Annotated in this window: 22 protein-coding genes, 1 other RNA gene and 1 pseudogene; 13 read left to right on the top strand and 11 right to left on the bottom strand. The window is 40.9% G+C overall.

Annotated elements, in window-relative coordinates; genetic code table 11:
- Positions 1–74 precede the first annotated feature (74 nt).
- Together smpB and ssrA are read left to right on the top strand one after the other, a co-directional pair.
- On the top strand, positions 75–542 hold the full coding sequence (gene smpB, locus PQ478_RS18610) for an SsrA-binding protein SmpB (RefSeq protein WP_012960384.1): 468 nt from the start codon (positions 75–77) through the stop codon (positions 540–542).
- A 135-nt stretch (positions 543–677) separates the two neighbouring features.
- Positions 678–1014, top strand: a transfer-messenger RNA (tmRNA) gene (gene ssrA, locus PQ478_RS18605).
- A gap of 342 nt (positions 1015–1356) precedes the next feature.
- Here ssrA and PQ478_RS18600 read toward each other — a convergent pair.
- Positions 1357–1743, bottom strand: a pseudogene (locus PQ478_RS18600) (LAGLIDADG family homing endonuclease); the annotation flags it as partial.
- A 284-nt stretch (positions 1744–2027) separates the two neighbouring features.
- Here PQ478_RS18600 and PQ478_RS18595 point away from each other — a divergent pair.
- Positions 2028–2366: a hypothetical protein gene (locus PQ478_RS18595; protein ID WP_289235127.1), complete on the top strand. Its 339-nt coding sequence runs from the start codon at positions 2028–2030 to the stop codon at positions 2364–2366.
- 264 nt (positions 2367–2630) lie between these two features.
- On the opposite strand, the gene PQ478_RS18590 is transcribed toward PQ478_RS18595, so the two are convergent.
- Positions 2631–2960, bottom strand: coding sequence for a four-helix bundle copper-binding protein (locus PQ478_RS18590; protein ID WP_289235126.1), 330 nt, complete (start codon positions 2958–2960; stop codon positions 2631–2633).
- 558 nt (positions 2961–3518) lie between these two features.
- On the opposite strand from PQ478_RS18590, the gene PQ478_RS18585 reads away from it, so the two are divergent.
- The 3 genes from PQ478_RS18585 to PQ478_RS18575 all read left to right on the top strand — a co-directional run bounded on the left by PQ478_RS18585 (position 3519) and on the right by PQ478_RS18575 (position 10289).
- Positions 3519–6521, top strand: coding sequence for a gamma-glutamyltransferase (locus PQ478_RS18585; RefSeq protein ID WP_289235125.1), 3003 nt, complete (start codon positions 3519–3521; stop codon positions 6519–6521).
- Between the two features lie 99 nt (positions 6522–6620).
- Entirely contained in the window at positions 6621–7538 is a 918-nt protein-coding gene (locus tag PQ478_RS18580) for an LCP family glycopolymer transferase (RefSeq protein WP_289235124.1), read from the top strand.
- 1053 nt (positions 7539–8591) lie between these two features.
- Positions 8592–10289 carry a glycerol-3-phosphate dehydrogenase/oxidase gene (locus tag PQ478_RS18575; RefSeq protein WP_289235123.1) on the top strand — a complete coding sequence of 566 codons (1698 nt, stop codon included), beginning with the start codon at positions 8592–8594 and terminating at the stop codon, positions 10287–10289.
- A gap of 49 nt (positions 10290–10338) precedes the next feature.
- Here the strand turns inward: PQ478_RS18575 and PQ478_RS18570 are convergent, their stop codons facing one another.
- Entirely contained in the window at positions 10339–11472 is a 1134-nt protein-coding gene (locus tag PQ478_RS18570; RefSeq protein ID WP_012960374.1) for a zinc-dependent alcohol dehydrogenase, read from the bottom strand.
- A 233-nt stretch (positions 11473–11705) separates the two neighbouring features.
- Between PQ478_RS18570 and PQ478_RS18565 the strand changes: the two genes are divergently transcribed.
- Both PQ478_RS18565 and PQ478_RS18560 read left to right on the top strand, forming a co-directional pair.
- A complete protein-coding gene (locus PQ478_RS18565) occupies positions 11706–12932 on the top strand; it encodes a dicarboxylate/amino acid:cation symporter (protein ID WP_289235122.1) in 1227 nt (408 codons plus the stop codon).
- A gap of 225 nt (positions 12933–13157) precedes the next feature.
- Entirely contained in the window at positions 13158–13301 is a 144-nt protein-coding gene (locus PQ478_RS18560) for a hypothetical protein (protein ID WP_289235121.1), read from the top strand.
- Between the two features lie 426 nt (positions 13302–13727).
- On the opposite strand, the gene PQ478_RS18555 is transcribed toward PQ478_RS18560, so the two are convergent.
- From PQ478_RS18555 to PQ478_RS18530, 6 genes are all read right to left on the bottom strand, one after another.
- Positions 13728–13907, bottom strand: a complete 180-nt coding sequence (locus PQ478_RS18555; protein WP_012960371.1) for a small acid-soluble spore protein H — start codon at positions 13905–13907, stop codon at positions 13728–13730.
- A gap of 57 nt (positions 13908–13964) precedes the next feature.
- A complete protein-coding gene (locus tag PQ478_RS18550) occupies positions 13965–15059 on the bottom strand; it encodes a diguanylate cyclase (protein WP_289235120.1) in 1095 nt (364 codons plus the stop codon).
- A 175-nt stretch (positions 15060–15234) separates the two neighbouring features.
- The gene (locus tag PQ478_RS18545) at positions 15235–15540 is read right to left on the bottom strand and encodes a DUF3243 domain-containing protein (protein ID WP_012960369.1); all 306 of its coding nucleotides are present in this window, start codon (positions 15538–15540) and stop codon (positions 15235–15237) included.
- Between the two features lie 130 nt (positions 15541–15670).
- On the bottom strand, positions 15671–16360 hold the full coding sequence (locus PQ478_RS18540; RefSeq protein ID WP_289235119.1) for a hypothetical protein: 690 nt from the start codon (positions 16358–16360) through the stop codon (positions 15671–15673).
- Positions 16357–17232 carry an ABC transporter ATP-binding protein gene (locus tag PQ478_RS18535; RefSeq protein WP_289235118.1) on the bottom strand — a complete coding sequence of 292 codons (876 nt, stop codon included), beginning with the start codon at positions 17230–17232 and terminating at the stop codon, positions 16357–16359. The genes PQ478_RS18540 and PQ478_RS18535 overlap by 4 nt, the downstream gene beginning before the upstream one ends.
- A complete protein-coding gene (locus PQ478_RS18530) occupies positions 17233–17598 on the bottom strand; it encodes a GntR family transcriptional regulator (protein WP_289235117.1) in 366 nt (121 codons plus the stop codon).
- A gap of 222 nt (positions 17599–17820) precedes the next feature.
- Here PQ478_RS18530 and PQ478_RS18525 point away from each other — a divergent pair, with 222 nt between their 5' ends.
- From PQ478_RS18525 to PQ478_RS18510, 4 genes are read left to right on the top strand one after another with little or no spacing between them, the layout of a single operon-like run.
- Complete coding sequence (locus PQ478_RS18525) at positions 17821–19290, top strand: PTS mannitol transporter subunit IIBC (RefSeq protein WP_289235116.1); 1470 nt, start codon at positions 17821–17823, stop codon at positions 19288–19290.
- A 30-nt stretch (positions 19291–19320) separates the two neighbouring features.
- Positions 19321–21462 carry a BglG family transcription antiterminator gene (locus PQ478_RS18520; protein WP_289235115.1) on the top strand — a complete coding sequence of 714 codons (2142 nt, stop codon included), beginning with the start codon at positions 19321–19323 and terminating at the stop codon, positions 21460–21462.
- Between the two features lie 13 nt (positions 21463–21475).
- Positions 21476–21910: a PTS mannitol transporter subunit IIA gene (locus PQ478_RS18515; protein WP_012960363.1), complete on the top strand. Its 435-nt coding sequence runs from the start codon at positions 21476–21478 to the stop codon at positions 21908–21910.
- Position 21911: 1 nt separating this feature from the next.
- Positions 21912–23048: a mannitol-1-phosphate 5-dehydrogenase gene (locus PQ478_RS18510; protein ID WP_289235114.1), complete on the top strand. Its 1137-nt coding sequence runs from the start codon at positions 21912–21914 to the stop codon at positions 23046–23048.
- A 265-nt stretch (positions 23049–23313) separates the two neighbouring features.
- On the opposite strand, the gene PQ478_RS18505 is transcribed toward PQ478_RS18510, so the two are convergent.
- The gene (locus PQ478_RS18505; RefSeq protein ID WP_289235113.1) at positions 23314–23679 is read right to left on the bottom strand and encodes a spore coat protein; all 366 of its coding nucleotides are present in this window, start codon (positions 23677–23679) and stop codon (positions 23314–23316) included.
- 48 nt (positions 23680–23727) lie between these two features.
- Positions 23728–24036: a hypothetical protein gene (locus PQ478_RS18500; protein WP_022629048.1), complete on the bottom strand. Its 309-nt coding sequence runs from the start codon at positions 24034–24036 to the stop codon at positions 23728–23730.
- Positions 24037–24466: 430 nt separating this feature from the next.
- Between PQ478_RS18500 and PQ478_RS18495 the strand changes: the two genes are divergently transcribed.
- Complete coding sequence (locus PQ478_RS18495; protein WP_012960359.1) at positions 24467–26848, top strand: 3-hydroxyacyl-CoA dehydrogenase/enoyl-CoA hydratase family protein; 2382 nt, start codon at positions 24467–24469, stop codon at positions 26846–26848.
- Positions 26849–26857 lie beyond the last annotated feature (9 nt).

Raw genomic sequence — 26857 nt, 5'->3', positions numbered from 1 at the left:
CCACATGCGCTGATTGACGCATTCCGCTTCTATTTGCTAAGATGAAAGAATGAAGAATGACGAGGTGTCGGACAATGGCTGGAACAGAAGGAAAAGTAATTGCCCAAAATAAAAAAGCAAGACATGATTATTTCATTGAAGAAACATATGAAGCGGGTATGGTGCTGCAGGGAACTGAGATTAAATCGATGCGTGCAGGCCGTATGAATTTAAAAGACTCGTTTGCGCGGATTAAAAATGGTGAAGTATACCTTCATAACGCTCATATCAGTGAGTATGAACAAGGAAACCGTTACAACCATGAACCAGAACGTGCCCGCAAGCTGCTGCTTCACAAAAAGCAAATCAATCAGTTAATTGGTTTAACCAAGCAGCAAGGTTACTCACTTGTTCCTTTAAAGGTCTATATTAAAAACGGCTATGCCAAAATTTTAATCGGACTTGCAAAAGGTAAGAAGAACTTTGATAAACGTGAAACGCTTAAGCGTAAGGATGCCAAACGTGAAGTAGAACGTGCATTAAAGGACCGGATGAGAGGGTAACACTTCCAGTTGCAAGAAAAAGTAAGGGATGCTATAATAAGAAGTCCAGAGCACAGATGTTCTGGGCTTTTGATTACAACGGATGGCTTCGGTAACACGAAGAGATCCCCCATATTTTTTACAACATGGGGACGTTTAGGATTCGACAGGGATAGGTCGTGCTTATGTTGCGAGTCGAGGGGGTCGGCCTCGTTAAAACGCCAAAGCCTATAACTGGCAAAGAAAACAACAACTTCGCAGTAGCTGCCTAATAGCACTCTGCGGTTCCACCCTCCATCGCCCATGTGGTAGGTACTGGAACTCACTCTAAGTGGGCTACGCCGGCTGCTCTCCGTCTGTGAGCGAAGGAAGAGATTGATCAGACTAGCCGTTCGGACGCCTGTTACTGGGCAGAAGAATTGGCGAAATGCTAATACAGTAACTACACTCGTAGAAGCATAAGTGTCGTTGTTTCTGGACGTGGGTTCGATTATGGGAATAGTCGCCTCATGTGGTGACGCATGAGTGATAACTTGGCTTTATCGGTGAAGTCTACGTCATGACGAATACGTTATGATAAGGTGATGCCGAGCGGTATGTGGAGCAATCCAACAGCCGTGTATCGACTTATAGGCTGCCTACAAGGTAGTACTAGGATGGAGCATTCTGCAATAGATTGCATAAAATATATGTTCCATAATACGCCAAGGGACTTGTTGATCAAGTTCAAGATATAGTCAGTGCCATTGCGAAAGCATGGAATTACATGTCCCACCGTCTCCACCATACTTATACCGTCAACCCGATCACTGCACCAGGTGATCGGGTTGTTTTGTTATAAAGAGAAAAAATCTTGCTCGAATTTTCGTTTTAATATTAATTTTTCATCAGTGTATTTACCATTCCGACAAGTCACGTTTTCGTAATGATCTAATATAAATTGAGCCCGTAATTTCTTTTGTTTTATTTTGAGATAGGGAATAATGTCTCTTAGAATACTCATAACCATACTTTTATTCTTGACCGATAAAACATAAGAATCTTTATGAGTTCCAGGCTTGTAGTTTTTCTTTGATGTAATGTAACCTCCAACCAGGTTCTTAATGTAGTCTAATAGTTCCCTGTCATTACTCGGTATAGAAATAACAGGTCTACGATTTTCTTTCAAATGCGCTCTAGTTAAAGAAATTGTACCTTCCCCATCAATAATTCCGGCTAAATAAGCAGCTTCAGTTTTTTTCTAACATTAATACAGCTCCTTTCTTTATAAAGTAATCTCCATAAACAAAACATCTTCTTAACGCATTAACTGAAGATACATATTTAAGAGTTTCCCAAATGTTTTCAGGGTCAGAAGGTGTTGCTATTTTTTGAAGCAGACGTTATCCACTTCTTATTCACATATTCAGTAGACAAAAGGAAAAAACTAGATTATAGTACGATTATCCACAGAGACGAATCAAAAATAGGTCGAATCAAAAATAAGGTAGGGGAGGTGTGTGTAGGATGGGTAAAGGCTTACTTATCGTTAGTTTTTTGTTGTCAGTCATTGTGAGTTCATACAGCCATGTACTCTTACCAGAAGATCATTACGATCATCCTGCATACATTACTCATGAACTAGACGAGCTAGAGAAGCTGGGAGGACTGAGCTCTGGACCAACCATTGAATATACGGGTTATGTTTTAAAGGCTTATGTCTCAGCTTGTGCAGACAGTATTTCAGCTCATCTCCAGTTTTATCTCAAATCATCTATTCCTTTACTTAGGAAAAAAAGTTTACTCATGACGATCAAATATCAAAGTACTTTTTTCGCTCACTCTAATGTTATTCACAAGTTATAAACAACTCACACATTAGAGGAGATGAAATCAATGAATAATGATATTAAAGAGCCGTTCACAGGACTAGTAGTGGGAATTGTATTAATGATTATCGTGTTTCTAGTCGCTCATTTTGTTTTTGGCTTAGAAGCTTTTTCATAATAAAAACATCGTTTTGAGATAGAGAATAAAAATAGGAATAAGAATAGCGTACCAATTTGCAATGATTTGGTACGCTATTTTTTGTTGATATATCAACAGTCCCAGCCTCATTTTGCATAGATACTAAGCTGCTAATTTTCTGCACTCTTCCGTGCACTTAAAGCATGCTTCTGCACATTTTTGGCAGTGGTCGTGATCGTGCTTTTTGCACTCATTTCCACAATCCTCGCAAATTTTTGCACATAAGGCAGCGAGCTCACTTACATAAGGTGTGCCTCTAACTAGAGCTTGTTCAAAATAACTGCATATGTCGGCACATTCTCGGTCTAATCGAATACAATCTCTCATCATCTCAAGGTGATCTTCTTTTAAACAAGAGTCATAACAATGGTTACAAGCAGTCATGCATTCATGCAACGTCGTTATCATTGACTTATATTTCTCATGTGACATCAAAAGCCCTCCTTAGAATTGTATTCTTTCTACGTATACCTCCACTCGTAATGTTTAAACATTGTTCGAAACCGATTACAGCTTTTATACCAATCATCCAAAATAAATGAAAACCCCTATAAAATTGTCCAAAAAAATAATGCCTAGCTCATACGGGAACAAAAGTTAAAGCGGCATCATGCCAATAGTGGATGACCCTCTGTTAGTTTCGTTTAATTAAATTGTAAAAAAATTGGATTTTAAGAGGAGGATAGGCCGGTAAAAAAGGAATAAGTCGAATTAGGTTAGTTTTGAAGTAACTAATTCAGTACGGGAATGCATGTGCAAAACGTCTTGATTAATGTTAGGTATTCGAAAGATGAAGGTATCATTGTGCTTAATTTAATTTAGGGTGTATCTCTGTTTTTGGTGAAAAAAGCATAGTGAACGATAATGAAATAGTACTAAGAATGACTGCCGCCACCTCGTTATCACCGCTCAGCACACAATTGCAGGGTCCGTCTTATTGATATAGGATACGAATGTATTTTATATAGGAAGACGGAGGTGAACGGTTATTTGTTTATAAAGAAAGCAGCTATTTTATTTATCATAAATAGTCTTGTCTTAAGCAGTCTGATACCAATGCATGCGGCTTCTGCTGAAGAACAAGGATTACCTAAAGAAAGTAAATACGATAATTACGGTGTCAGTGCTTCCCACCCTGCTGCAGTCGAAGCGGGGATGGAGGTTCTAGAAAATGGAGGAAATGCTGTTGATGCGGCAATTGCTGTTTCCTATGTGTTAGGTGTAGTTGAACCATATGGATCTGGGATTGGCGGAGGCGGTCAAATGCTTATTTTACCACCTGAGAAAGAAGAGCCGGTTGTGTATGATTACCGGGCAAGTGCAACATCTGATGAAGAATGGAATGAACAATCAACGGGCGTCCCAGGACAAGTCAGAGGACTTGCTGAGATTCATGAGGATCTTGGGTTAACACCGATGGAACATCTGATTTCACCGGCGGTTACTCTTGCAGAAGAGGGGTTTGAAGTCGACTATCTTCTTTGGGAACGGCTTGAAGCTGCGAAACCTCGTCTGCCAGTTGAAGAACTTCCACATTTCTTCCCAAACGGTCAGACTATTGAGCCTGGAGACAGCTTAAAGCAGCCAGAGTTAGCAGAGACATTATCGGCTATCCAGGAAATGGGGCCAAGAGCCTTTTATGCAGGGGAAATTGGTGAGAAATTCACAGCGGCAGTTCCTTATATAGATGCTGAAGAGTTAGCTGCATATGAAGTAGAAAGAACTGAAGCAGTAAAAGGTGAGCTTGAAAATGGAACGTTATACTCTGCAAGTGCTCCTCTTGCCGGGGTTTCTGTTGTGCAGTCTATGCTTCTCGCGGAAGAAATGAATATAGAGGAAACGAAAGACAATGAATTTGAATTTGTTCATATTATGAATGAAATTTCAAAGATTACAAAGAACGAGCGGATTACAAAAGTGGGGGATCCGGAATTTGCTGATGTTGATGTGGACGAGCTGACAAGCGACGAACATATTAAAGAGCTAGCAAGTCAAATTTCACTTTCTGAACCATCCGAAGAAACGATCTTTGATGAAGAAAGAGAACATGATGAAAAAACAGATACGACACATTTTGTCGTTGTGGATCCTGATGGAATGGTCGTATCAGCGACCGATACTCTGAGCAACTTCTTTGGTTCTGGTGAATATACATCTGGTTTTTTTATCAATAATTCTACTGAGCAATTTAGTGAGTTCGCTAATTCTCCAAACGCATATGCACCCAATAAACGTTCAAGAAGTTTATCGGCACCTACTATTTATGTAGAGGACGAGCGAGTGATTGGAATTGGGACGCCTGGAGGGAACCGAATACCTCCTGTCATGGCCCAGGTGTTATCAAGGCACCTCTATTTCGATGAGCCGCTTGAAGATGCAGTGGATGCCAAACGGTTTTACGGGGAAGATGATGTCTTATATGTAGAAGATGGCTTTCCTGAGGACGTATTAGGCGATATTGCACGAGCGGGCTATCAGTTTCAAAACAGGCAGCTTGCCGTCTATTTTGGCGGTATTCAAGCACTGGAGCTAAATAAAGTCAACGGGGCAATCACGGGGATTGCTGATTTGAGACGAAGCGGATTATGGGACGCTAAGGATTTATTTAAATGGAGTGAGTTTTTTGAGAAGCTGTTTTTTGTCTTCTTTATATTAGGGATTATTTTTCCTGCACTTCATTTACTTCATTCTCTGCCTTGGTTCAAATCAAAAGGTGAGAGTATTAGAAGGCAGCTTGAAGAAGAAAAAGGCATCAGTGTGTTGGTTCCTTGTTACAACGAGCAAGGGATCATCGAAACCTCATTAAAAAATATGAGCTCCTTGCCTTATCAAAAGAAGGAAGTTATTTATATTAATGACGGCTCGAAAGACCAGACGTTTTCATTGTTAAATACGTATTTAAAGCTTAAGCCGAGTACGAAAAACCCTTTACAAAAATTATCGCATAAACGAGTGAGGGGTGTCTATCAATCCGAACTGTATCCGTTTATTTACGTTATTGATAAAGAAAATGGAGGAAAAGCGGATGCGCTGAATGCTGGGATTGAATATGCCGGAGAGGACATCGTCGTATCATTAGACGCCGATACTGTCTTAACTGAAAATGCCTTGCCGAAAGTAAATGAGGCTTTTGAAGATCAAGATGTGGTTGCTGCTGGAGGGATGGTGCATGTCCTGCAAACGAAAACAAAGAACCCGCTCAAGCGTTTATCGCTGCGTCACGCTAACTTCCTTGTCCGCTTGCAAATGTTTGATTTCTTAAAAGCCTTCTATATAACCAAAATATCATTAGCACGTTTTCACGCGCTAGCGGTTATTTCAGGGGCATTTGGGATTTTTAGAAAAGATGCATTGCTTGAAGTAGGAGGGTACCGTTCAACGATTGGCGAGGATATTGACATCACGCTGAAAATGCATGAGTACATCGCAAAGCATATAAATAAGAAAGTTATTCATTTAAAAGAGGCCATTTCATATACCGAGATGCCTGAAACATGGACCGACTTTTTCAAGCAGCGTGTACGGTGGCAGAAGGCTTATATTGATTGTGTGATTCATTTCCACTCCTTCTTTAGAAAGACCTTATTTAGGAAGGCTGTTTCTTTCTTCTATATTTTCGAATCATTTTTAGTCGGAATTGTTTCAGCCTTTATTATGACCGGCTTCTTTATTGCCAACGCGATTATATCGCCGCCGGAATCGTATCTAGCTTATGTGCTGTACTATCTAACCTTCCTGCTTATCTTCGGGGTCGTTTATGATATTTTTGCGCTCATTATGAATCGCTATCACGGGTTTAGATTTAGGTGGAAAGATATCCCGTCTTTATTTGTAACGATTCTCTTAGATGTATTTGTTTATCGATTTGCTCTGATGTACATTGTTATGCACGGGACCATTGAGTACTTCTTCAACACTGATTGGAACAAAGTATCTCGTACAGGCCGAAACTATCAAACGGAAACAAAGTCAGAGACAAGCCCTGCTGCTTAACTCGCAATGGGGAATTAAATCAGGAAATAAATCGTAAATGCTCAATCTGCTGTTGGGCATTTACGTCTTTTAAGCTGAAGCTAGAATGGAGGTGTCGACATGTCAGATAAAATGAAAAAAATTATCCTTATTCTAATGACGGCTGCTCTAGTACTTGTAGTTGGAGCGGGTGGATATGTGTGGAGTGCTGCGACGTCTGCTTTTGGCAGTATTCAAGAAAACTTGGATCGTTCAAAGTCTGAAAAGCGGCTCGAAGAACTTAACTTAGATGAAGGAGATCCTATTTCTGTTTTATTAATGGGAGTAGATGAACTTGAAGGTCGAGAAGATCTTGGGCGCAGCGATACGATGATCCTTCTAACGATTAATCCTAATCAGGAGTCGATCCAGATGGTCAGTATTCCACGTGATACGCTGGTGGATATAAGAGGTTATGTAACAAAAGATAAAATCAGTCATGCGCATGCCTTAGGCGGCAGAGAAACGGCTGTTTATACGGTGGAGCATTTCTTAGATGTGCCGGTAGATTACTATGTGAAAGTGAATATGGAAAGCTTTAAAGATACCGTCGATGCGGTAGGGGGTATCGAGGTAGAAAATGATCAAGAGTTTACTTTTCATGAAATGCATTACCCTGAAGGAACGATTAAGCTTGATGGCGAAAAAGCGCTTGGTTATGCTCGTATGAGGCATTTAGATCCGGATGATGATTTCGGACGCCAAGAAAGGCAGCGTGAAGTAATGGAAGCGGTGATGGAAAAGGGGTCGAGTATTTCTTCACTCACTAATTTCAATGATATTCTAAAAGTCGTAGAAGATAATGTTTTAACGAATCTCTCTTTAGGAGAACTATGGGACATTTATTCCACTTATAATGTGGCTATTGATCAAATCGAACAGCATGAATTACAAGGAGAAGATATAAAGAAAGACGGTATTTATTATTTCTCTCCTGATGAAGAAGAGCTTGCATCCCTATCAACTAAGCTAAAAGAACATCTAGAGTTAGAGGATTAAAGATCGGATAAAGTACAGATCAAGCAGATGAAAAGGAGGGAGCTGAAACAGCCCCTCCTATTAATAATGGTAGATTTCCGCTGCAAGGACTCGCTTTCTGCGGGCGGCCCAGGAGTTTCTGCAACGCTCCGCTCTTGTTGGAGAAATAATGGCCACGCACTTGAAGCTATTAAAAACACCTCCCTGCAGTAGTGGTAGATTTCCGCTGCAAGGACTCGCTTTCTGCGGGCGGCCCAGGAGTTTCTGCAACGCTCCGCTCTTGTTGGAGAAATAATGGCCACGCACTTGAAGCTATTAAAAACACCTCCCTGCAGTAGTGGTTGATCTCCGCTGCAGGGACTCGCTTTCCGCGGGCGGTCCGGAAGCCTCCTCGTCGCTTCGCTCCTGTGGGGTCTCCCATGGCCACGCACATCCCGCAGGAGTCGAGTCCCTTCCGCTCCAATCAACAGAGCGAGGAGGTAGTGTAGTGGTCCCTCATCGACTTTTGTTCGCTGCTAAATGACTTTAGTAAACAAAGGCCCGGTTAATAATTTGAACTGAACCTGACTAAATCGATCCACATAATAACTACATAAAGCAATAAAGCAATAACTTAGCGGATGAAATATACGGAGACTCCTGCGTGATGTAAAGCTGGGCTGAGACCCCACAGGGCTATAGCCCGAGGAGGCTCAGCAGCTTCACGCGGAAAGCGCAGTATATTTCAGGAGCGTTGAGCCTACACTGCATTTATTGTTTTTCTATGAACTTAAGGGTGACATGACGAACTTCCTCTAACTCCCCGAAAAAAGCACTAACTCATAGGAGTATAGTTTAAGAGCGGCAATTCTCCTCTAGCATACGTGATTTTCAAGTTGGTTTAGCCACAGTCTCTTTTTCCCAAAAGCTTCTTGCTATCCAAACAGATAAAACTATGTTATGATGAAGTTAAGTTAATAGACGGTAGGAGACACGGAGAACCAATGCGCGTAATAACGAACTTGTTATTATGCTTGTTGTCGTTTCTCGGTGTCTTTTTTGTATACAAAAATATAAGTGGAGGTTGTGAGGATCATGAGCACACATTTCTCAGCACGGACTAGATCAGATCAATTTAAACAAATGGAAAAAGAGCAATATGATGTATTAATTATCGGCGGGGGTATTACTGGAGCAGGAATCGCTCTAGATGCAGCCCTGCGTGGAATGAAAGTAGCCCTTGTGGAAATGCAGGATTTTGCGGCAGGTACATCTAGCCGTTCAACAAAACTCGTTCACGGCGGTCTGCGTTATTTAAAGCAATTCCAAGTCGGGATGGTAGCTGAAGTTGGTAAAGAACGTGCGATCGTTTATGAAAATGGACCGCATGTAACAACACCTGAATGGATGATGCTGCCGATGCATAAGGGCGGAACATTCGGAAAGAACAGTGCTTCCCTTGGGTTGTTTGTATACGACATGCTAGCTGGAGTTAAGAAGTCTGAGCGCAGAAAAATGCTCTCAGCTGAAGAAACAGCAAACAGAGAACCGCTTGTGAAAAAGGACGGCTTAACAGGCGGCGGTTATTATGTAGAGTACAGAACAGATGATGCACGCCTGACAATTGAGGTTATTAAAGCAGCAGCTGAGCATGGTGCAGATATTATTAACTACACGAAAGCAGAAGACTTCTTATATGATGAAAATAAGAAAGTATCTGGTGCTGTCGTCTCTGATCGTCTGACAGAAAACACGTATCAAATTAATGCGAGAAAAGTAGTTAATGCAGCAGGTCCTTGGGTCGATCAGATTATTAAAAAGGATTACTCTGAAACCAATAAGCAGCTGCGTCTAACAAAAGGGGTTCACTTAGTGATTGATCAATCGGTGTTCCCGCTGCGCCAAGCGATTTACTTTGATACTCCGGACGGCCGCATGGTGTTTGCGATTCCTCGTGATGGAAAAACATATGTCGGAACAACCGATACGTTCTTTGATCAAGAAACGGCAAGCCCTAAGATGACTTCTGAGGATCGTGAGTATATTTTAAACGCTATCCACTACATGTTCCCGGATGTGACTGTCACAAAAGAGGATGTAGAGTCAAGCTGGGCAGGGGTTCGTCCGCTTATTTATGAAAAAGGAAAAGATCCATCTGAAATCTCTCGTAAAGATGAGATTTGGGAAGGGGAGAGCGGTCTTCTTACGATGGCTGGCGGTAAATTAACAGGCTACCGTAAAATGGCTGAGTCTGTTGTAAATTTAATTGCCAGACGCTTTAAAGAAGATCAATATAAAGTGTTCAGTACGTGTGGGACAAAGAAATTCCCGATTTCAGGCGGAGATGTAGGCGGATCTATTGGTCTAGAGCCATTCATTGCTAAAAAAGCAGAAGAAGCAACAGGATATGGCTTTACGTACGAGGAAGGTAAAAAGCTTGCTGGCATGTATGGCTCTAATGTTGATAAACTCTTCTCTTATGCTAAAGATTATAAGAGTGAAGAAGAGACAAAGCTTAGCCTTTATGTATATGTGAAATTAAAATATGCAATGAATGATGAGATGACAGTGAAGCCTGTAGATTTCTTTATTCGCCGCACAGGGGCTCTATTCTTTGATATTCAGTGGGTCCGCACATGGAAAGAGCCGGTTCTGGCTTATATGAAGTCTGAACTTGGCTGGTCTAAAGAGGAATTAAACACCTACCGCAATGAGTTAGACAAAGAGCTAACAGATGCCGTTATTCCAGTAGACCTTCAAACAGAAGCTCAGATGGCAAAACGCTCATCATAAAAACGAACTGCACCTTGCATGTTGCAACATGTAAGGTGCAGCTTTTTTATTATGGCTTTAAAACAACTTTAATACAGTCATCTTCATGGTTATTAAAGATTTCATATCCTTTCTTCGCCTCATTTAGAGGGAGTTTATGAGTAATGATCTCCTTTGGGTCAAACTCTTTATTAGTTATTTTATCTAATAAAAGAGGCATAAACGGTATAACAGGAGCCTGTCCCATTTTTAAAGTGATATTCCTTGTGAAAAAAGCCCCTAAAGGGAATTGGTTATAGAGACTCCCATATACCCCTGTGATCTGAACAGTGCCTGCTTTCCGAACAGCTTTAGTGGCTATTTGAATAGGACCGAGTGTCCCGCCTTGCAGTTTTAATTTCTGTTCAATAAACTCAATCGGCGATTTTTTACCGTCCATCCCCACACAATCAATGACAACATCCGCTCCGCCTTTAGTAATTTCTTTTAAATATTCACCCATATCTTCAAACGCAGCGAAGTCAAATACTTCTACGTTATTTAATGCTTTTGCTCGTCTTAAGCGGTAATCGAGATAATCCACAGCAATCACTCTTTTAGCTCCGTGCATCCAAGCAAATTTTTGGGTCATTAAACCAACCGGCCCACAACCGAGTACAATAACGGTATCACCCTTTTTAACCCCAGAATGGACTACACTCCAATAGGCAGTCGGGAGCACATCACTTAAAAACAGCAATGATTCATCTTCAAGTTCGCATGATTCAGGAATCACAAACGGTGTGTAATTTCCAAAAGGAACTTTTAAATATTCTGCCTGACCTCCGGGATGGTTTCCGAACTTTTCCGTGTATCCAAAATATCCGCCGGAATCATAGTGAGGATTAGAATTATCACATTGACTGGTCAAATCATGCTGGCAATACATACATTCACCACAGGAAACATTGAATGGAATAACGACGCGGTCTCCTTTTTTGACTCGCTCGACATCAGGTCCTACTTCTTCTACGATTCCCATCGGTTCATGACCGATGATATATCCTTTTGGCAAAGGCATATTTCCTTGATACAAGTGAAGGTCAGACCCGCAAATAGCTGTCGAGGTGATACGAACGATCACATCATCTCGTTTTTCAAGCTTTGCATCGGGCACTTCACTTACTTCAACTGAGTGATTTCCTTGATACGTCACAGCTTTCATATACTACACTCCTCATCTTTTCGTCATTCCCATATAGTAGTATGGTGCAGAAAGTATGAAAGCTATTCTAATCTATGCAGGAATTGTAAGGTACGTCAGAAGGATGGTAGGGTCAAGAACTAGCCTTACTCCGGCAGAGTTCTTTTTTTATGAGTAATGATCTTCTCGAGACTTATGGATCTATTCATTTGGAAAGAAATGACTTACTATAAATAGGAAAGGAGCTGACTAGATTGAAAGCATATCGTTTTCCTTTATTTTTAATAGCAGCCATTATTATAGGTAGTATTTTAGGTATTTTATTAGGTGAACGAGCAGAAGTGTTGAAGCCTTTAGGCGATATCTTCTTAAATCTCATGTTCACGATTGTTGTACCGCTCGTCTTTTTCTCGATTAGTGCGGTGATTGCCAATATGTCAAACTTAAAGAGGCTTGGCAAAATTATGACGTGGATGATGGTTGTCTTTATTGTAACGGGCATTATCTCCTCGATCGTCATGATTGCAGCGGTCACTCTATCGCCGCCAGCTGCTGGTGTGTCAATTCAATTTGAAACCCCAGAAGAAATCGATGAGTCACTTAGTCTAGGTGCTCAAATTGTCCAAGCTGTGACTGTTCCTGATTTCGTTGATATTTTCTCAAGAACGAGTATGCTCGCTTTGATTATTATGAGTGTATTAGTAGGGTTTGCAACGAATCTCGCCGGAAGCGAGGGACGTATTTTTGCACAATTTTTAAATAGCGGCGCTCAAGTGATGCGCAAGCTTGTCGGCATTATTATGTATTATGCTCCAATTGGTCTCGGCGCTTATTTCGCTTCATTAGTAGGGGTATTCGGGCCAGAACTTTTAGGAAGCTATGCAAAAGCAATGATCGTCTATTACCCGGTTGCGATTCTCTATTTCCTGATTGGCTTTACGTTATATGCTTTTATTGCCGGAGGGAAGCCCGGAGTCAAGGTGTTTTGGAAAAATATTTTAACACCAGCAGTGACCGCTTTATCGACGGGAAGCAGTGTAGCGACCATTCCAGCCAACTTGCAAGCGACAGAAAAGATGGGTGTACATAAAGATGTACGGGATGTGGTGATTCCGCTTGGTGCTTCGATTCATATGGATGGCTCAGCCTTGGCGGCCATCTTAAAAATTGCTTTCTTGTTTGGGATTTTTCAAATGGATTTTCTAAGCTTTCAAACGTTCGCTATTGCGATTGGTATCTCTCTGTTAGTAGGGACTGTGATGAGCGGGGTGCCTGGCGGTGGATTTATAGGGGAAATGCTGATCATTACGATGTATGGTTTTCCGATGGAGGCTCTCCCTATTTTAGCAATTCTCGGTACGTTGGTTGATCCGCCTGCAACGATGGTTAATGCTTCAGGGGATGCCGTATCTAGTATGCTTGTTTCCCGCGTGGTTGAAGGAGACGAATGGATGGACGAAGCAGAACGGCCAGCAAGTTAGTAATATATAGAGCAACGAAGAAGAAGACGACTCTTTTATTTAAATGAAATGTCGTCTTTTTTCTGTGAATAAGCATACTTCATGGCCATGTCTTTTTATTGCTGTTATTAATATATACAAAGACAGCGGTACATGATAAAGTAATAAGGTTTACTCAGTAAAATAAGGTATAGTATATTTGTTAAAATAGATTCTCTTTGAAGACAAGAAAAGTAGGTGAACAAAGTGGGGAAATATCAATTGGATGCCAAAGGTAAGGCAGCTGTAACAAAGTTTCATGAAAAGCAGAAGCCTGCTAAATTGGATAAAAAAAAGCGACTCGAAAAAATACGTGCGGAGTATTTGAAAAAAAAGCAAACAGATGAATAATAAGAAAACCATAGGGAGACTAAAATCTCCCTATGGTTTTCTTATTTGAAATATTTTCTATGCATACTAAGCTCGCCGCTCCTGACATATACTTCGCTTTTCGCGGGGAGCTAGTGAGCTTCCTCGGGCTTTGCCCTGTGGGATCTCACCCCTGCTCTAGTCCCTGCAGAAGTCTACGTAATTTCATCCGCTAAGTTATTGCTTTGGTAATTCTCAAGTGGATTGATTTTGTTATAATTCAGTTCAACGTAAAAAAAGCTGGTGTCTAGGGCTTCGTTTGCAAAGATCAATGAACAGGTGTTTTTAATGATGAAATTGTTTAACTATATTCTCACTCTATTGATAAAAGACTCCGAGGCTGCCCGCAGGAAACGAGTGCCTAGGAGCCGAGATAACACCTAATGATAGGCGGCTTGCTATCAGTTCTTACTGCTCTACCAGCTGTGATAATGGTACGTCCTGCTCATTATTCGGCTCGTTCAGCGGATAAATTCTAGCCATTTGTGCGCCTTCATCCACATGTTGAATATACACAGCCTGTTCGTTGTACATGACGTTAGCCATAACTGGTGATGCGGCAATCTCTTGTGCGCGTAGTGAGTTCATCTATACCCCTCCTTTAACTGAAGGTTAGGGTGTGCAGATCATCATAGAAATATGCGGTTAACTGCTCGCAGTATGAGAATGTCCTTTTTTAATGTTTACCCGGTTTCGTCCTTCTGTTTTAGCAGTATAAAGCTGTCTATCTGCAGCTTCAATAGCTTCATTTAACTGATCAGGAGCCTCTAGGCGGGCTATACCGACCGAGATGGTTACCCTGCCGATTTTCTCCCCTTCAATGTTCTGAAAAGGAAAAGACTCTACTTTCTCTCTAATAAGATCTGCGGCCACATAGGCATCTCTAATAGAAGAAGCTTCGATACACAGAATAAATTCTTCTCCGCCATACCTTGCACAAAGCAAATGGTTTGATGAATATAACGTAAGAATTGAAGCAAGGTCTTTTAACACTTTATCACCGCTTGGGTGTCCATTCGAATCGTTAATACTTTTAAAATGGTCAATATCGAGCATCGCAATATATGAAGAGCCTGCCGACTTTTTCTCGCGAATCATCTCAGAAAACTTCCTTACATTATAAAGACCTGTCAAAGGGTCATGATCGGCATAATGTTTAAGCTTATCCATAAGCTCAAGATTTCGGTAGCTAAGTGTAATAAAGTAAAACAACGTAAATGCGCCTAAATGAAATGAAACGAAGCGGATGAGCCAAAAATCCTGAAATGCTTCAAGACCGTTTGGAACAAAGAAAATAATCGGCAGATCACAAATTAACCAAAATAAAGTGTATAAGAAGAAGCCTTTCATATACGTTAAAGGCGCTTTTTTTAGGTGAAACACTCCTAATGCGATAAACGTCGGAATCATTAATCCGAAAATAACCCCAGGCACAGCCCCGGGTCCTCCTATAACTGCGAAGCGCCAAATAGATGTGATGATCAGCGTTGGAATAGCGAGCAAAGGTCCATGCAGGATTGCTAAAATCGTTATTGGAATCGTACGCAAATCAAACCTGAACTCATCAATAAAAATTGGCATATAAAACATTGCAATGATTGCACTTGAAATAATCAAGACATGCATAAATGATTTTTCAAACTTGAGTTCAGTTATATTTTTCTCTTTAAAATAGAGGCTCTGAATACAGAGGTGCATAAATAATAGAATTGAAATATTAGCTAGAATTGATTGGATCAAAATTTTCACATCCGTACTGTAGTGATTTCTACCTAATTATACGCATCTATTATCCTTTTGGATAGGGAATATTTGGTGGGATTGTGTCGAGTGAATGAGGAAATTCATTGACTTTATTTAGGGCATTGTCTAAAGTCAAACTAAAAAGGCTGCCCGCTAGAGGACAGCCTTTTTATTAGTTTGTAGATTGTGCCAATCGTACAAGCATATGTGCTAGATGATGACGCTGTTCTTGATCACCTAATTGCCATAGCTCTTGAAGAAGCTTTTCTTCACGGTTTCTAGGGTCTTCTTTTGCAGCGAGGTAATCGCCGACTTTTTCAGCATACTTTGCCAGTGTCTCTTCGCTCATGCCTAATTTTTCACCTTTTGCTACTTTGTCACCTAAGTAATCCTTAAACTGCTCAAAGTTTTGCAGGATCTCTTCTTTTTCTTCAGGAATAGATTGTTGAACTTCACTCTCAATTTTGTTTTCGTTCATTTTATAAAACCTCCTGATCCAAATTTTGGTGTACAGTAGTCTGTTCCCATATAGAAAGATCCTAAACATTTTAACCGAAAATAAGACGATCCTCCTATGATGGAGAATCGTCTTTGATATGGAAAAGTTTTTAGATGGAAGCTTTTGATAGACTGAAATAGCTTATGACTCCTAGAACAAAAGTTAGTGCAAGCATAACAAGAAATTCTGTTATAAACGTACCGCTGTTTGGTAAAGTGATCATCCAATCAATGATTGGTGTATGAATCGCCGGGATAAATAATAAGAGCACGGAAGCTGCTACAACAGACAGCATAGCCCATTGACCAAACCTCACTTGCAAGGAGGCAAGGAAGAATAAAAGCATTCCAAGCATACTCATAATTAATCCATCAGCCACTAGATTTACCCAAAATTCATTACCGGAAGAAAGAACGGAATCCCACGTGAAAAACGTAATTTCACTTTGAATAAGAAACGATTGAATTACATCGATAAAGAAAATGTAGAGTTGATTAATGAGAGAGAATACAAGACTAAGCAGCAAAGTGAAAATCGTCACATTGAAAACAAATGCCTTTCTTGTCGTTCCTAAGTGAATCGCATGTTCAAAATCACCAGCGCTTAATAATCTGTAGCCAAAAATAGCAAGGAACACATACATTGGAGCATTTGTCATCACAATCATATTAGGTATTCCAAGAAATAATACGAGTAAAAGGAAGAAGAGAACAAACCCTGTCAAAATCGCCCAGAAGGTGATGAAGCTCTTTTTTAAATCAGACATGATCATCGTGCTTTGTGCAGTAAATTGGCTCATATTTTTGCCTCCTTTTTTTCGTCCGTAAGCATGACCATAGATTGCTGCAGAGTCAGTCTCTTTTTCTCGATCGATGGAGGCAGCGCGTCAAGCACTAGATCAGGGTCATATACAGTGGCCGAGTATTCGCCGATAAAAGACGACTCACTCAATAGTTTAACCTCACTAAGCAGCGGGGCGATTGCTTCTCTAGATCCACGCAGGACATACGTCTTTTCCTTTAATTCCTCTACGCTTTCTGATAAAGCAAGCCGTCCATGATTGATTAGGTAGATATCTTGAAATAAATTGCTCACTTCATCAATTAAGTGAGTGGAGAGTATGATTGTTCTTGGGTGAGTAGTGTAATCATCGAGCAGCAAATCATAGAAGGTTTGTCTTGCTGCTGCATCCATACCGATATACGGTTCATCAAAGATTGTGAGAGGGGCTCTGCTGGCAATACCGATAGAAATTCCAAGAGCTGAAGTCATACCTTTTGATAATTGAGATACTTTCTTCTCTAAAGGCAGATTAAAGATGTTCAGGTACTCCATAGCGGCATCCTGGTCAAGCATTGGAAAGTATGCCGGAGCAATCTTCAATACATCTTTCACTTTCATCGCAGCCTTAAAATTACCGCTCTCTTTTATAAAACAGATTTTTGATTGAATAGCAGGGTTATCAAATGGTGTCTCCCCGTCAATAAGGATGGAGCCCGCGGAAGGAAGGGACTTACCAGTCATCAATTTCATCAATGTTGTTTTCCCTGCACCATTTCGACCAAGCAGTCCATAAATCCGGTTCTCTTCAAACGTACATGAAATAGAGTCAATGATGGTTTCTTTCTTTATTCTCTTAGACACGTCATTTAATACGATATTCGTGTTCATTTATTTTCCTCCCTTGTTGATCATCTCAATAATAGCCTCTTTTGATAACTGGAGTTTTGCTGCCTCATGAAGCAGCGGGGTAATAAAGTCATTACTGAACTTTTGCCTGCGTTCCTCAAGCAGTTTCTCTCTGGCACCTTCTGCAACAAACATACCTACACCCCTTCGTTTAAATAATATTCCTTGCTCTACTAAAAGATTGATCCCTTTTGCGGCTGTGGCAGGATTAATTTGATAATGTTTAGCAAATTGATTTGTAGAAGGAACTTGAGCGCCTTCTGCTAGTTCATCATGGATAATGTTATCAGCGATCTTTTCAGCAATTTGCAAAAAGATGGGCCGTGAGTCATCGAATCGCTCCATCATTACCTCCTTGGTTCATTACTTATGTAACTAACCATATTACGGTTACAAATATTTGTCAATAATAAGATTAAATAAATAATACTGATGGTGTTTTCCAAAAGATGTTTTTAATTTTGTCACTAAGGACATTGACGAAATTGCATTTAGATAGTGTTGAGAAGCCTATGAGAGCGCTTTACTATTAGAGTATAAGATTTATTACTTTTTGGGGGAGGAATGAACATGCCAAACGAACAAAGTAAAAACGCTGGTGTAAAAGCAAAGATTCAGCGATTTGGCAGTTATTTAAGCGGCATGATTATGCCTAATATAGGAGCATTTATTGCTTGGGGGATTATTACAGCCCTATTTATAGAAACCGGATGGATGCCTAATGAAAATTTAGTTCAGCTGGTTGATCCAATGATTATATATTTACTTCCATTATTGATTGCGTTTACAGGGGGTAAGATGGTCTATGACGCACGTGGAGGGGTAGTCGGAGCAACAGCTGCCATGGGTGTGATCGTCGGTGCAGATATTCCGATGTTTATCGGTGCGATGATTATGGGGCCGCTTGGCGGATATGCGATTAAGAAGGTCGATCAATTATTTGAAGGAAAAGTACGCTCTGGATTTGAAATGCTGGTCAATAACTTTACGGCTGGATTTGTCGGGTTATTTCTCACACTGCTTGCTTATCTTGGGGTAGGTCCAATTGTCTTAGCCTTTAATGGTATTTTAGCAGCAGGTGTACGTGTCATTGTAGATGCTGGAATGCTCCCGATTGCGAGTATTTTTGTTGAACCAGCGAAAGTATTATTTTTAAACAATGCCATTAACCACGGTATCCTTGGGCCATTAGGTATTCAAGAAGCCACAGAAACAGGGAAGTCAATTCTATTTATGCTAGAGTCTAACCCTGGTCCTGGTCTTGGGATTTTACTTGCCTTCTTAGTGTTTGGAAGAGGAGCAGCGAAGTATTCTTCTGGTGGAGCGGCAGTGATTCACTTCTTTGGGGGGATTCACGAAATCTACTTCCCGTACATCTTAATGAAGCCGATGCTTTTATTAGCAGCCATTGCCGGCGGTGCGAGCGGTGTATTCACATTCATGTTGTTTAACGTAGGATTAGTAGCCGTACCATCACCGGGAAGTATTATTGCTTACATGCTGATGACGCCTCGCGGGGATCATTTAGGAGTGCTGTTAGGTGTCATTGTGGCAACAGCTGTTTCGTTTGCTGTCGCATCTCTTATTTTAAAAAGTTCAAAAGATGACGAAGATGGCTTAGAAGAAGCAACGTCAAAAATGGAAGATATGAAGGGCAAGAAAAGCAGTGTCAGCGGCGCTTTAACAGCTGAATCAACATCTGAAACAACAGAAGAAGTAACAACAACTGCTGATCAAGCAGGAAAACTTGACCGCAGCAAGATTAATAAGATCATCTTTGCATGTGATGCCGGTATGGGATCGAGTGCGATGGGAGCCTCGATCTTGCGAAATAAAGTGAACAAAGCAGGGCTATCAATTGAAGTAACAAATAAAGCAATTAATCAGATTCCAGATGATGCTGATTTAATTATTACTCATAAAGATTTAACGGATCGCGCAAAACAAAAGCAGCCGAATAAAACGCATATTTCCGTTGAAAACTTTATGAATGGTGCAAAGTACGATGAGATTGTCAATGAATTAAAGGGTGACGAATAAAAAACTCGCCGGATGAACGGGGGTGATTCAATGTATTTGTCAGCAAGGGAAAGACATATCATTCAGTATTTAATCGAAGCCGAACAAGGCATCACGATTAAGGAAATAGCCGACCGGTTAAATGTCAGCACACGAACGATCCATCGAGATATACAAGGGATTGAGCAGATGTTAACTCAATATGAACTGACGTTAGAAAGGCAGTCGGGTGTTGGGTTAAAGCTCACCGGAAGAGATACTAAAAAGATAGAGTTAAAAGAGCTCATTACAGAATCTGAGCCTAATGAGTATACACCTTGGGAGCGGCAGCAGCTGCTCCTATCTATTCTCCTGCAAGAACGAGAGCCGGTGAAGCTGTTTACGTTAGCCAAAGAAATTGGTGTAACGATTGCTACGATCAGCAATGATTTAAATAAAATCAATGATTGGCTGCAGTCATTTGATCTTGAAATGGTGCGCAAGCGCAGTTACGGGATTGAAATACAAGGGGATGAACCTAAAAAACGAATGGCGCTCAGACGGTTGATTACAGACAAAGTGAGCGAGGAAGAGCTGGTGTCTATCCTGGAGTCTTACCGCTTAAAAAGTGAACTTGGGGAACAAGCGTCTGAAAAGCTTCTTTATTTAATTGATCTAAACGTCATTTTAAAAGTGCTGGAAACGCTGCATGAGCTTCGGAGAGATGGGGAGCCGATTGCAGATGTCTCCTATGTTGGTTTAGCTGTTCATTTAAGCTTAGCAGTTGATCGTATCAAGCGTGGCGAGAAAATTGAAAAGCATTCCGAGGGATTTGAAAAAGTATTAAAAACAAAGGAATATGAAGCAGCTAAACGGTTAGTTAAAAAGCTCGAAGAAACCTTTTCCATCGATATTCCTCAAATAGAGGTCGCTTATGTAGCAATGCATTTACTCGGAGCTAAGCAAGGGGATGATGGCAGCTTCTTTTTTCAGGAAACGTCACTTGATATTGCGATGCGGGCGAAGAAATTAATCGAAGCAGTTGGTGTTCGCACAGGAGTCGCGTTAACCAATGATCACTCATTGTTAGAAGGGTTGATCAGCCATTTAAAACCTGCATTGTTTCGTATGGAGCAAGGAATGAAAATTTATAATTCGATGCTTCCTGCTATTAAAGAAGGTTACGCGCCTTTATTTAATACGATCAAAGAATGTGTAGTCGAAATTTTTCCGACGTGGTCATTTCCAGATGAAGAGATTGGGTATCTTGTGATGCATTTTGGGTCAGCCATCGAACGATCAAAAAAGAAAGCTGTGATAAAAGCGATTGTCATTTGTTCAAGCGGCATTGGGACATCTAAGCTTTTAGCAACAAGGCTTGAAAAAGAGATCCCGGAAATTCAGGGGATTACGCATATGTCAGCATTTGATATTACCCAGGATCAGATTCCTGACCATACAGTGGTTATCTCAACGGTTCCCTTAATGTCAATTGATCCTTATTTTCTCGTTAATCCATTTTTATCTAAAAAAGAAGTGGACCGGATCCGTCAGTATATCCATTCATACAATTGGAATACAAACAATAAGACGAAAGAACAGGCTGCTGACGCTAAAGAGGTAAGCCAGATGGAACATCAAATAGATGCTGAGAGCGCTTCTGATGACAAATGGGCGAAAGAAACGGTTTTGAGTGAACTCGGTTATATCGAGCAGCTCAGTTCCTTGATTAATTCAGTGTTATCTCATTTCAAATTAAAGAGTTGGCCTGTGTGTGAGTCACTGAATGAGTTAATCATTCAATTAGCGAAAGACCAGGAGGACAGCTCACTTGTTCGTAATAGCGAATTAGTTGCAGATGCGTTAATGAAAAGGGAAGAACTAGGAGGCCTTGCCATTCCAGGAACAACGCTTGCTCTATTCCACACCCGAAGTGATGCCGTAGACATTGCGACGTTTACTGTACATGAGCTAGAAGAATCGATGCTTTTACGTGGAATGGACAATGAAGACACTGAAGTGAAACGGATTTTATTGATGCTCGCCCCGTTGGAATGGAATAGAGAAGGGCTTGAATTAATGAGTTTCATTAGTGCTCTTGTCATAGAAAGCAGCGAATCCATCCGTCAATTTGAAACGGGGGATGAGCAAGAGATTTTTACCTTGCTTGAGAAAAAGCTGAAAGAGTATTTAATTACTAAATTACAAAAATAGGAGTGTATAAAACATGGCTAAAGCAGTATTACAACTAGAGAATATTTTACACGGTGAGAATGTGCAATCGAAGGAGGATGCGATTCAGACTGTGGGAGGGCTTCTTCATAAAAATGGCTATGTCAACGCAGAGTATGTAAACAAAATGATGGAGCGTGAGGAGCTGACATCAACTTATATGGGGAACTTCTTAGCGATCCCGCACGGAACAGAAGATGCGAAAAAAGAAGTGATCGAATCAGGTATTACGATTATGCTCCTAGACCAGCCGATTGATTGGGATGGAAACGAAGTAAAGCTTGTCATTGGTATTGCAGGTAAAGGGGATGAACACTTATCAATCCTATCAAATATTGCAATCACATGCTCTGAAGAGGATACACTACAGCAGATTTTAAATGCAGGTTCAAAAGAAGAATTAATGAGCTTCTTCAACGAGGTTGAGTAATATGCTTGCTGTACACTTTGGAGCAGGAAATATTGGACGAGGCTTTATTGGAGAAGTACTCCATAAAAATGGCTATGACATTTGCTTTGTTGATGTCGCCCAGCCTTTAATTGACCAGTTAAACGAGCAAAAATCGTATTACATTCGTTTAGCTCAGGAAAAAGAAGAAACGGTCCTTATCAAAAATGTTTACGGGTTGAACAGTCAAACCCAAGCAGATGAGGTCATAGATATGTTAGCAAAAGCTGATTTAATTACGGTGTCTGCTGGAGTTAATATTCTTCCTATGATCGCACCGATTCTTGCAAAAGGGTTACTAAAGCGAGTGGAAGCAGGAGCTGGTGCAGTCGATGTCATTGCGTGTGAGAATGCTATTGGTGCATCAACGACGTTAAAAGGACATGTCTTAGATGAGATGAAAGACAATAAAGCAAAAGAAGCAATCTTAGCGAACGTTGGATTCCCCGATGCCGCTGTAGACCGAATTGTTCCTAATCAAACGAAAGACGGATTAAATGTACTTGTAGAGCCTTTCTTTGAATGGGTTGTGGCTGCAAAAGGCATGAAGACAGGAGAGCGTCTTCAAGGGGTGAACTATGTAGAAGAACTCAATCCTTATATTGAGCGAAAGCTGTATACAGTGAATACCGGCCATGCCTGCCTGGCGTATGTAGGATTTGCAAAAGGAATTCCTTCGATTGCAGAGGCGGTGGCAGATCAATCGATTCGTAAGGAACTAGAGGAAGTATTGAAAGAAACGAGCCGTCTCTTAGAAGAGAAGTATCAATTTGATGGTGCAGAACTAAAGGAATACCGCGAAAAAATCATCAGCCGATTTGAAAATGTACATCTGTCAGATCCTGTTGAGCGAGTTGGAAGAAATCCCCTACGAAAGCTAAGTGCTTCTGACAGGCTGATTGGGCCGCTTGTGCAGCTTTATAATCGTGGGATTAAGGCGCCTCATCTGGTTAAAGTGGCAGCCGCAGCATTTCAATTTGATGTTCCTTCAGATGAAGAGAGCGTTAAGATTCAGAGCATGCTGAAGGAAAAAGGCTTAGAAGAAACGATTACTAAAGTGACTTCATTATCTGCAGACCACCCGCTGGTAACTCAGATTAAAGAACAATTAGAAGCATAATAAGCGGCTTTGTATGAGATGCGGGTGCAGGGTGAGGAAGCAGTTAATTGGATGATTTCTGGACGTTTATGTGTCAGTAAGTGAGCTGATTGCGTTTGTTCATCGAGTGATTGCGTCGCTTAATGACTAAATTGCGTCAATTCATTGTAATTGCGCCCATTCCAAAGAAAAATGAGTCAATTGAAAGCATAATTGTATCGCTTCACTGAGGAATTGTGTTATTCCAATAAAAATGAGCTGCCCGCTATAAGGCAGCTCTATTTTTTTAGTTCATCGAAGGATTGCCGCTGCCATTTCCATAAGGAAGCTGGTTTGTGTAGCCTTGGAATTGTTGATAGCTTTGCTGCATTTTCTGTGCTTCAGCAGCTTCTAGCGCATAGAATCCTTTTCGGAACATCACATTATACAAATCGCGCTGACAGTCTTGCGTTTGCTGGCAAATGCCGGCTAAGTCCTGATACAAAGCAGCGTGGCTTGCTTCGTTTAAAGCAATGCTGTAAGAAGACGTCATGTATTTTTCTGTTGCAAGCTGATCGTTAATGAAATCACGCTCAGACATTTGCGTATTTTTAGGAACTTGAAGCTCTGGATTTTTAATTTTGTTTTGCTGTTGTTGTTGCTGTTGATTCATATGAGATTCCTCCTAATTAACTTAATGCTAATTAACTGATGCTAAAGCTTACTGCATTGGAATAGTTGATTGAGCTTGAGTCGGCTGCAAATGCGTTAAAATTTTCTCATAGTGCTGCTGATGCATCATACCAGCTTTCTCAAGTGCTTGCTTAATCTCTTGGTCCTGACATTGCTCAGCAAAAAAATGGGCTTTTTTTGCGGCAAGTAAATTCCACGAAAGCATATCATTTAAATATAGAGAGTCTTTTGTTGTAATCACTTGCGGCGGTTCAGGATACTGCATTTGCCCCGTTTGTGATTGAGACATGTTTCCTTGTTGCATAGCTTGCTGTTGTGGTGTTGGTTGTTGTTGCATAAGGAAAACCTCCTTTTTATCATAGAACATCTTACGTACCAAGCTTTTTGATACAGCTTTAGTGTTAGGGAACAGGGCGAGATATATGCTATGAACAACTAGGGCAGTTTACAAAACAATGGAAATACGAGGGGTAGAGAAGTAAATGAAAAGGCATTAAACAAACATTTAATTAATAATATTTGATCAAACAATAAGAAAGATGATAATTTTCAGAATTATGTATTGCAACTGAACGACAATTCATTTATTATAAAGATAGAAGTTACGACAAATTGCTCGTTGCCTTTTTTTTGAGGAAATAATGAATGAGTATTCATTCGGTAGGTTTCCTGCATATGAAATCAACAGCAATCATATATAAGGTAAGGCTTGGACAAATCATTTATCCTAATGGATCAATCAGAACTAACGATTAAGGGGGAGAACAATGGGTAGACAAATTAAAAAAGCAGCTGTCATTGGATCGGGAGTTATGGGCTCTGGAATTGCTGCTCACCTTGCAAATATCGGAATCCCATCATTATTATTAGACATTGTTCCAAGAGAGTTAACACCACAAGAGGAAGCAAAGGGCTTAACGCTTGAGAGCAAAGCCGTTCGTAATCGTATCAGTACAGAGTCAATTAAGCGTCTGGCTAAACAAAAACCAGCTCCGCTTGCAACTAAATCACTTGCTACATACATTGAGCCAGGGAACTTAGAAGATGACCTAGCGCGTCTTAGCGAAGTTGATTGGATTATTGAAGTAGTCGTTGAAAACTTAGATATTAAACGTCAGTTATTTGAAAAAGTGGATGCGGTTCGTACACCTGGTACAATCGTCACTTCTAATACATCCGGAATCTCCATTGAAGCAATGGCAGAAGGCCGTTCAGAAGATTTCCAAGCACATTTCCTTGGAACGCACTTCTTTAACCCGCCGCGCTACTTAAAGCTATTAGAAGTGATTCCAACAGAGAAAACAAATCCAGACGTACTGTCATTTGTGAAAGCGTTTGCTGAAGATACACTTGGTAAAGGCGTGGTTGAGTGTAAAGATACACCTAACTTTATCGCAAACCGTATCGGAACTTACGGACTTTTAGTAACAGCTAATGAAATGCTTAAAGGGGAGTACTCTGTTGGAGAGATTGACTCTGTAACAGGACCTTTAATCGGCCGTCCGAAGAGTGCGACGTTCCGTACATTAGATGTCGTTGGACTAGATACATTCTTACACGTTGCTAAAAATGTGTATGACGAAGTGGAGGGTGCGGAAAAAGACGTATTTGACCCGCCTGCATTTATGAAGGAAATGGCTGAAAAAGGCATGCTCGGAAGCAAGAGTGGCCAAGGCTTCTTTGTACAAAAGCGTACGGAGAAGGGGAAAGAAATTTTAGAACTTAATCCAGTAACGCTTGAATACCAAGAGCGTAAAAAGCTTCGTGCAGCCTCTGTAGAACAAGCAAAACAAGCGAAAAAGCCTGGTGATAAATTAAAAGTGCTTGCTTATGCAGATGATCGTGCAGGACAGTTGATCTGGAACTTAGTGAAGCCAACCTTATTATACTCTGCTGAAAAAGCATATGAGATTGCAAATGACATTAAAGCTGTTGATGAAGCAATGCGCTGGGGCTTCGGCTGGGAGCTTGGTCCATTTGAAATGTGGGATGCGATCGGTGTGGCCAAGTCTGTTGAACGTATGGAAGCAGAAGGCGAAACGGTTCCTGGCTGGGTAAAGGAAATGCTTGAGACAGGAAACGAAACATTCTATAAAGGATCAAGCTACTTCCACCAGGGTGAATATAAGGGGGTGGAATCAAACCCTAAAAACATCCATCTGAAATCATTAAAGCCAGACAATGTGGTAATGAAAAACAGCGGTGCATCACTTATTGATATCGGTGATGATGTAGCATTGCTTGAATTCCACTCACCGAACAATTCCATCGGCCTTGATGTGATTCAAATGGTTAATAAGTCTATTGAAGAAGTAGAAAAGAACTTTAAAGGGCTTGTGATCAGCAACCAAGGAAAGAACTTCTGTGTCGGTGCGAACTTAATGATGATCTTAATGGAAGCACAAGATGATAATTTCTTTGAGATTGATTTAGTTATCCGTCAGTTCCAGCAAGCGATGGCCAATGTACGTTATTCAGCAAAGCCTGTTGTCACAGGACCGTTTGGAATGACGCTTGGCGGCGGAGCAGAGATCTGCCTGCCTTCTGCAAGCATTCAAGCAGCTCATGAAACGTATATGGGACTTGTTGAAGTCGGCGTCGGCCTCATTCCTGGCGGCGGAGGAAACAAAGAATTGTACCTTCGCAACCTTGAAAGCCTGCCGCAAGGAGCACAAATTGACCTTCAAGCAATCGCAAATAAAACATTTGAAACGATTGCGATGGCAAAAGTGGCAACATCGGCTCATGAAGCGCGTGAAAATGGCTTCTTAAGTGAACGCGACGGGGTTGTAATGAATGGGGAACACGTCATTCACCGTGCGAAACAGCAAGTCATTCACTTAGAAGAGTCTGGCTATCGTCCGCCAGAGCGTAAGAAGATTCCTGTAGTTGGTGAAACAGGCTATGCGACACTGTTGCTTGGAGCAAAAACAATGAAGTTTGGCGGCATGATTTCTGATCACGACTTAAAGATTGCCGAGAAGCTTGCATTCGTCTTAGCGGGCGGCCGCGTCCCTAAAGGAACACTTGTGGATGAGCAATACTTGCTTGATTTAGAGCGTGAGGCGTTCTTGAGTCTTGTTGGTGAGCCGAAATCACAACAACGTATGCAATACATGCTGACAAAAGGAAAGCCGTTACGTAACTAATTCAAACAG

The organism is Alkalihalophilus pseudofirmus, assembly GCF_029094545.1.
Lineage (GTDB): Bacteria > Bacillota > Bacilli > Bacillales > Bacillaceae_D > Alkalihalophilus > Alkalihalophilus pseudofirmus.
The sequence above is the reverse complement of the archived record's forward strand: the minus strand, read 5'-3'. Positions and strand labels throughout refer to the sequence as shown.